At 56.7% G+C, this 7,131-nt stretch carries 6 protein-coding genes; 4 read left to right on the top strand and 2 right to left on the bottom strand.

What is annotated here, in order from left to right; genetic code table 11:
• Positions 1-197 precede the first annotated feature (197 nt).
• Positions 198-1,097 (top strand): LysR family transcriptional regulator, encoded by a 900-nt coding sequence (locus ACVOLS_RS21030; protein ID WP_481515827.1) that lies wholly within the window; start codon positions 198-200, stop codon positions 1,095-1,097.
• Positions 1,098-1,305: 208 nt separating this feature from the next.
• On the opposite strand, the gene ACVOLS_RS21025 is transcribed toward ACVOLS_RS21030, so the two are convergent.
• Positions 1,306-3,054 (bottom strand): glutamine--tRNA ligase/YqeY domain fusion protein, encoded by a 1,749-nt coding sequence (locus ACVOLS_RS21025; RefSeq protein ID WP_481515826.1) that lies wholly within the window; start codon positions 3,052-3,054, stop codon positions 1,306-1,308.
• Positions 3,051-4,280, bottom strand: coding sequence for a bifunctional alpha/beta hydrolase/OsmC family protein (locus tag ACVOLS_RS21020; protein ID WP_481515825.1), 1,230 nt, complete (start codon positions 4,278-4,280; stop codon positions 3,051-3,053). The genes ACVOLS_RS21025 and ACVOLS_RS21020 overlap by 4 nt, the downstream gene beginning before the upstream one ends.
• Before the next feature lie 762 nt (positions 4,281-5,042).
• Here ACVOLS_RS21020 and ACVOLS_RS21015 point away from each other — a divergent pair.
• From ACVOLS_RS21015 to msrA, 3 genes are all read left to right on the top strand, one after another.
• Positions 5,043-5,918, top strand: coding sequence for a LysR family transcriptional regulator (locus tag ACVOLS_RS21015; protein WP_180872682.1), 876 nt, complete (start codon positions 5,043-5,045; stop codon positions 5,916-5,918).
• 135 nt (positions 5,919-6,053) lie between these two features.
• Positions 6,054-6,485 carry a peptide-methionine (R)-S-oxide reductase MsrB gene (msrB, locus tag ACVOLS_RS21010; protein WP_481547238.1) on the top strand — a complete coding sequence of 144 codons (432 nt, stop codon included), beginning with the start codon at positions 6,054-6,056 and terminating at the stop codon, positions 6,483-6,485.
• A 1-nt stretch (position 6,486) separates the two neighbouring features.
• Positions 6,487-6,996 carry a peptide-methionine (S)-S-oxide reductase MsrA gene (msrA, locus tag ACVOLS_RS21005; RefSeq protein ID WP_180872680.1) on the top strand — a complete coding sequence of 170 codons (510 nt, stop codon included), beginning with the start codon at positions 6,487-6,489 and terminating at the stop codon, positions 6,994-6,996.
• The last annotated feature ends 135 nt before the right edge of the window (positions 6,997-7,131 follow it).

Raw genomic sequence — 7,131 nt, 5'->3', positions numbered from 1 at the left:
CGTCTTCTTGCGCTTGCCCGTGTGTTCCGCGTCCCCGAAGCTCAGCTGCATCGTCGTCATCCGTCGAACCTTGCGCTATTGTCGCCGAAGGATTTGTTCAGAGCATCCCTAACCGTTTATATTCGCTATCCATAGCCGATACACCGTCTCGGAAGCATTTGATAGGAATCCGGCCAACCCGCTAGGAGGTATCGCTGATGGAAATGCAGCAGGTCCGGTATTTCATCGCTCTAGCGAAGACGCTCAATTTCACGCGCGCTGCCGAGCAATGCAAGGTGAGCCAGCCGGCTTTGACCAGGGCGATCCAGCAACTCGAGCGCGAGCTTGGCGGTCCGCTGTTTCACCGCGAGCGCAGCAACACACATATGTCCGAGCTTGGACAAATGATGCTCCCCTACCTGGAAAGCGTCGAGACGTCGGCCCAGGCGGCAATGCAAGCAGCCAAGTCTTCGAAGAAGCTTGAGAACGTCACAATGACGTTAGGTGCGATGTGCACGATTGGCCCGCAACTTGTCGCCGATCTGATCGTGCGCTTCCAGGCGGACAACCCTGAGGTCGAGTTAAGTGTTATTGACGGCGAGGCCCGAGCGATGATCGAGCAACTCGAAAAGGGCGACCTGCACATCAGTCTGGTTGGCGTGCCGGAAGAGCTTCCCGAACAGTTCCATCAGGTGCCGATCTTCAACGAGAAGTTCGTCATCGTACTGCCCCCTGAGCACCCGTGGGTGCAGAAGAAAGCAATCCGCGTCGAAGAACTGGACGGACAGCCCTATGTCGGGCGAACCAATTGCGAGGTCTTTCAGACGGTGACCGACGATTTCGCTCGCCGCGGCGTGACTATCAAGAAGGTCTTCAGCTCGCCGCGCGACGACTGGGTACAGAAGATGATCAAGGCCGGGTTGGGGTTCGGGTTCTTCCCCGAAAACTGTGTCACGGACTCAGACCTGATCGTCCGCCCCCTGATCGAGCCGGAGTATTCGCGGACGATCTACCTCGCCACCGTGCGCGGGCGGCCGCACTCACCGGCGATTGGCGCCTTCGTGAAAGCCGCGCGTCGCCATTGGCCGGTTTCGGAGCTCTTCGCTTCGCAAGATTGAGCGCAAGGTTCCAGCGAAGCTCAGTTGGCTTCCGCCGCCGCGCACGAATACGGCGGAAACTGACTGGTGCAGTTTGATTCCGTGATGCGCTCAAGCATGTCAGCGAGACTTGTGTTTGAACACCAAATGCGACCTGGACTGGACTGTCTGGAAGTCGATCGATGGTGGACCAAGATGGCAGTGTCAGGCGTAGCTACGCGCAGATCATTCAAGAACCGGACTTGCCTGCCCAGGTGTCGCGCAGGGTGACGGTACGGTTGAACACCGGCTTGCCGGACGCGTGGGCGTTGCGATCAGCGACAAAGAAGCCAAGCCGTTCGAACTGCAACTGAGTTTCTTGAGCCACAAAAGCTGCAGAACGTTCAACAAAGCCGGAAGCGTTTTGAATTGACAGCGGGTTTAGAAAATCTCGATAAGTCATGCCGCCGTCTTCATTGTCCGGATCCGGAACCGAGAAAAGCCGGTCGTAAAGTCGGAATTCTGCCGGCACCGCATGTTTTGCACTGACCCAATGTATCGTTCCCTTAACTTTGCGCTTGGAGCCGGGCATTCCGGGGCGCGAGTCTGGATCCAGGGTGCAGCGCAGTTCTTGGACTGCGCCGTTTATCGTCACAATGTCGTGGCACTTGATAAGTCCTACCCCGCGTAATCGAACTTCCTTATCTCGCGCCAATCGATGGAATCCGGGCGTCGGAACCTCTGCGAAATCTTCTTTCTCAATCCATATCTCCGGCGAGAACAGAACTGATCGCTCACCAAACGCGGCATCTTTAGGATGATTTGGGAACGTGACAAGGCTCTCGTGACGCTCATCGAGATTCGTGATGATCAATTTCAGAGGATCAAGCACAGCGAACTTTCTGGCGCAGGTAGAGTCCATGATGTCGCGGATGCAGCCTTCTAGCACCGAATAATCGAGCAGTGAATTCTGCTTGCTGATGCCAACGCGGTCGGCGAACAACTGAAGCGCCGCCGGCGGGCAGCCGCGGCGGCGCAGGCCCTGCAGGGTCGGCAAGCGAGGGTCGTCCCAGCCCGACACCAGGCCCTCTCCAACTAGTGCCAGCAGCTTGCGCTTGCTCGTGAGGGTGTAGTTGATGTTCAGGCGCGAGGATTCGATCTGCCGCGGTTTCGCCACCGGCGCGACTAGGCCGGCGTCCAGAACCGACTGATAAAGCGCCGGGTGCCGCAATAGGTCCACGTGGTCAACGAACCAGTCGTATAGCGGTCGGTGGTCCTCAAACTCGAGTGTGCACAGCGAATGCGTGATGCCTTCCAGCGCATCGCTCAGGCAGTGCGCGTAGTCATACATCGGGTATATCGGCCAGGCGTTGCCGGTGTTCTGGTGCTCGACGTGCTTGATCCGGTAGATGGCCGGGTCGCGCAAGTTGATGTTGCCGCTGGCCATGTCAATCTTCGCGCGCAGGGTGCGGGCGCCGTCGGGGAACTCGCCGGCGCGCATTCGCGTGAACAGATCGAGGTTCTCGGCGACGGTGCGATCGCGGAAGGGCGAATTGCGGCCCGGTTCGGTCAGCGTGCCGCGGTATTGACGCACCTGCTCCGCATCCAGGTCGCACACATAGGCCTTGCCGTCTTCCACCAGCTTGAGCGCGCTGCGGTAGAACACCTCGAAGTAGTCCGACGCATGCCGCAGCTCTGTCCACTGGAAGCCCAGCCAGCGCACGTCGTCCTTGATAGCCTCGACGTATTCCTGGTCTTCTTTCGCGGGATTGGTGTCGTCGAAACGTAGAATTACCGGCCCGCCGAATTCGCGACCGATGCCGAAGTTGAGATAAATCGATTTGGCGTGGCCGATGTGCAGGTAGCCGTTGGGCTCTGGCGGGAATCGCGTGCGCACGATGGCATGCCGGCCCGTCGCCAGGTCCTCGCGGATGATCTGCCGGATGAAGTCGTTCTTTTCCGGCAGGCTGGGCTCAGTGGGATGGGGCGTGGAGGTCATGCGGTTGATGGAGTGGGGGCATCCCCTTGAGAGTTGCTTGAGAGTTCTGTCTGAACGTCCGACCCTCGCACAAGGGTCAGGTCCACGGGACAGCGATCAGCGATTTCCAGGATTTTAGCTCGCTGATCCTCATCCAAAGGCCCATCAAGCACAATGGTGCGAGTAAACCTGTCGGAAGGCATCATGCCCGCCACCTTCTTATGCTCAACAGTCGTACTAGCCCGCTCGAGCGGGAAGCCTTTACGGTTCGCATAAAGGCGCATTGTCATCACTGTGCAGGCGGCAAGGCCCGCGGACACCAGTTCGTAAGGGGACAGTCCGCTTCCCAGGCCGCCGACCGAAGCTGGTTCGTCCGCGAGCAATGTGTGGTCACCGCTACGAACGGCGAGCTGAAACTTTCCTGCAAGGGTTTCCGTGGCGATCACTCCCTTGGCGACCTCAACTTGTGGAAGATCAACCGAGAGCGTTGGCAGAAAACGAGTAGCCCATGCGGCAACCATGGCAGCGGCGTAATTCGCGTCGGAAGTGTCGGTGAGGAAGTGATCAGCCTTGTCGAGAGAAATGAAGCTCTTCGGATGACTTGACGCGACGAATATGCGTGACGCGTGGTCAATACCAACGACCTGATCCAGTGGTGAATGCATTATCAGCATCGGGCGGCGCAGGGAGGCAATGGACTTTTCGATGTCGATTTTTTCGATTGCGTCTATGAAACTGCGGCGGATGTGAAAGGGACGACCGGCTATCTCTACTGTGGCCTCGCCATCGCGGGCAACCGCGCCGAGCTCACCGGGTTGCACGTGGCTCAGGATATGTTGGAGGTCGGCTGGTGCGCCGATCGTGGCCACTGCAGCAATGCTTGGCATCTCTGCGGCGGCCGCAATAGCTGCTGTGCCGCCCAAGCTATGCCCGACGAGGAGAGAAGGCGTCATACCTGCCTCAGTCATTGCGACAGCGGCTGCTCGAAGGTCTTCGATGTCTGAGGCAAAGCTAATGGCGCCGTCAGTCCTGTCGTCACTCCCGATCCCCGCAAAATCGAACCTTAGAACGCCAATCCCCGCACGCGACAATGCGCGGGACACGTGAACAGCAGTGCGGCTTTCTTTTCCGCAGGTGAAGCAGTGGGCGAAAATCGCCCATCCGCGAGGTGTCGTTTCTGGAGTCTCAAGCCATCCGGAAAGTTGGTCGCCGTTTGCGCGATTAAAAATGAATGTTGAACGAGCCATTTGTGTCGTCTTCTCCTGCGAAAGTGGCCACATAGTCAATTGGAAAGTCTATTCACGACGGCAAACGGCTGATGAAGTGGCTCGCCTAAAAAAGAGCGCTGAGGTCTTCACACTGCGCGCGCAAATAAATTGGCTGAAGTTCGCACCACACCACTAGTGTCATGTAGCTAGAGAGGTTGACCTCTGACGAACTTAGAGAATAAGCCGTTGAACCTCCTTATGCCGCAAGCGCGCGTGACAGATGCTTCATGTTGATAAAGACCTTCCTGGTTTCAAGTAGTCACTGCCTTATTTTTTCACTATGAAGCTCGCTACGAAGGATTTCCAATAGCTGTGAAACATGACTTCGATGTCTTCGAAGATTGGAAGGCATTCGGAAGTGACGTCTTGTCGCGCCTTAATGAGATGAGCAGAACGCCCCAACGCTTGCCAAAGAACCCTTTCATGCTTTCCAGGAAGCGTGCAGGGCGAAAAGAACCCTCCCAAGACTGACGTCAGGTTCGCCTGTAGCAAGTGATGGGACGGGCTGGCTGGTCTTTGTCCGCCACAGCAAATTTCCATTCCCTTTCGCAACCGGCAAACGCTTCGGAGCAGAACCCGCAAATATGTGCGTAGCACACACAAATCGTCCTGGATCGGGGATTATGTGCGCGGCGCACACACACGGCCCAAATGAGGTATTATGTGCACCGCGCATATATACGGATGCTGGTATGTCTCCGATTACCCGTCAGGACGCCTCGGCACTAGAGCAGAAGGGCTATGGAACTTAGTCAAATCACCTACTTCATCAACTTGGCCGAAACCCTCAATTTCACGACTGCGGCGAAACTGAGTGGGGTTTCTCAGCCTAGTCTGACGCGGGCGATACTCCGATTGGAGGATGAGCTCGGCGGCCCGCTGATTTACAGAAAGGGGAAACACAGCCGTCTTTCTGGCTTGGGAGAGCACGTTGAACTGGAGTTCCGACGGATGCTAGTGGCGTTGGAGAGCGTGCGATTCCACTCGGACAATTGGGCGCAAGGTAAACATCAAGTTATAGATGTCGCGGTTGCGCCGACCCTCGGGGCAAAACCCTTCGCCGCGTTCTTTGTCAGTGCGCTGGATCAGCTTCCATCGATGGAGTTCAAGTTGCATGCACTCAAATTGAAAGAGGACATCGCGAGTGTGCTCTCGGGGAGGTGTCACGCATGCATCTTTCCGCAGAGTTCTAACCCTGATCCGCAGTTGGAGGTCGTGCCCCTGTTTCGCGAGCGTTTCGTGATGGCCTGCGCAGCCGACCACCCATTAGCTGCATTTGGCGCCGTACGTGTCGAAGATTTGGTGGAGTATCCATTAATTGATTGGTTGAGCTGCGAGTACAGAGTGCAGATCCAGGAGTTCTTCGCGCGACGAGATGTGGTGATGCGGCCTCGCTTGCGGATAGATAGAGAAGACTGGATTCAGCACATCGTGGGGCAGGGCAGGGCAGTCTGCGTTCTACCGGAGCGGTCCGTCGGAGCTCCTGGCCTGGTCACTCGGCAGATCGAAGGCCTCACATTGGAACGTGAGATCGTCATGGCGGTGGCCTCTGGTACCACTACGCCTGTTGAGCTGAGTCAGATCGCCCAGTTCGCGTCGAAGTACAAATGGCAATGAGTGGTCATCAAACTGCACAGACGGTATGGCATCCATGCCCGCAAGGTATTGGATTAATCCTACTGTCACTGTGATAGTGGATCTATAGGAAAGCGTAGTCGAGAAAGGATCGTTCCCCAAAGTTTGGAGCCCAATATGAAGTACACAAAGTCACAAGAAGCAATCGACCGCCTGACCCCCGATCAACGCCGGATCACCCAAGAAGCCGGCACCGAGAGGCCGTTCACGGGCGAGTATAACGACAACAAAAAGGTGGGCATCTACGTTGACGTTGTCTCGGGGGAGCCACTGTTCGCTTCCACGGACAAGTTCGATTCCAGAACGGGTTGGCCTAGCTTTACCAAGCCGATCGTACCGGCACACATCAACGAGGTGCGGGACAATACACATGGCGCAGTCAGGACGGTACATGGCGACAGCCATCTGGGCCATGTCTTTCCTGACGGCCCGAGCGACCGAGGAGGTCTGCGCTACTGCATCAATTCAGCGGCTCTGCGCTTCATCCCGCGCGATGAGATGGATGCCGCAGGATACGGCGATTATCTCGAACAAATAAAGGAGGGTTAACATGCATCAGCGTGCAGTTCTAGCAGGCGGATGTTTCTGGGGTATGCAGGATTTGATCCGCAAACGGCCGGGGGTCATCTCGACCCGCGTCGGCTATACAGGTGGCGACGTCCTAAACGCCACCTATCGCAATCACGGCACGCATGCTGAAGGAATCGAAATCACTTTCGATACTGAACAGACGAGCTACCGGAATATCCTGGAGTATTTCTTCCAGATCCACGATCCCACCACAAAGGATCGACAGGGAAATGATCGGGGGCTCTCTTACCGCTCTGGCATCTACTATGTCGATGAAGACCAGAAGCGAGTAGCCGAAGACACGATTGCCGACGTAGATGCATCCGGGCTTTGGAGTGGCAAGGTTGTGACGGAAGTAGCACCCGTGGGCGATTTTTGGGAAGCCGAACCGGAGCACCAGGATTACCTCGAAAAGCGGCCGGGCGGCTACACCTGCCATTTCCCGCGGCCTGACTGGGTGCTTCCCAAGCGACAAAAAACTGGTGATTGATAGCCGACGGACGTTTCAGTAGCTTAGGGAAGGTCTGATCAAAGCGCCCTGAAGCTTGGATTTCAGCGTCGAGCGCTCGATCGACCTCGATTTGATCAAAATTGCGCCATTTCTGGCGGCTTTCGACGGGTTTCC

This window comes from Stenotrophomonas sp. STEN038 (assembly GCF_056759895.1).
Note: the sequence above shows the minus strand (reverse complement) of the source record. Positions and strands in the feature narration are given on the sequence as shown.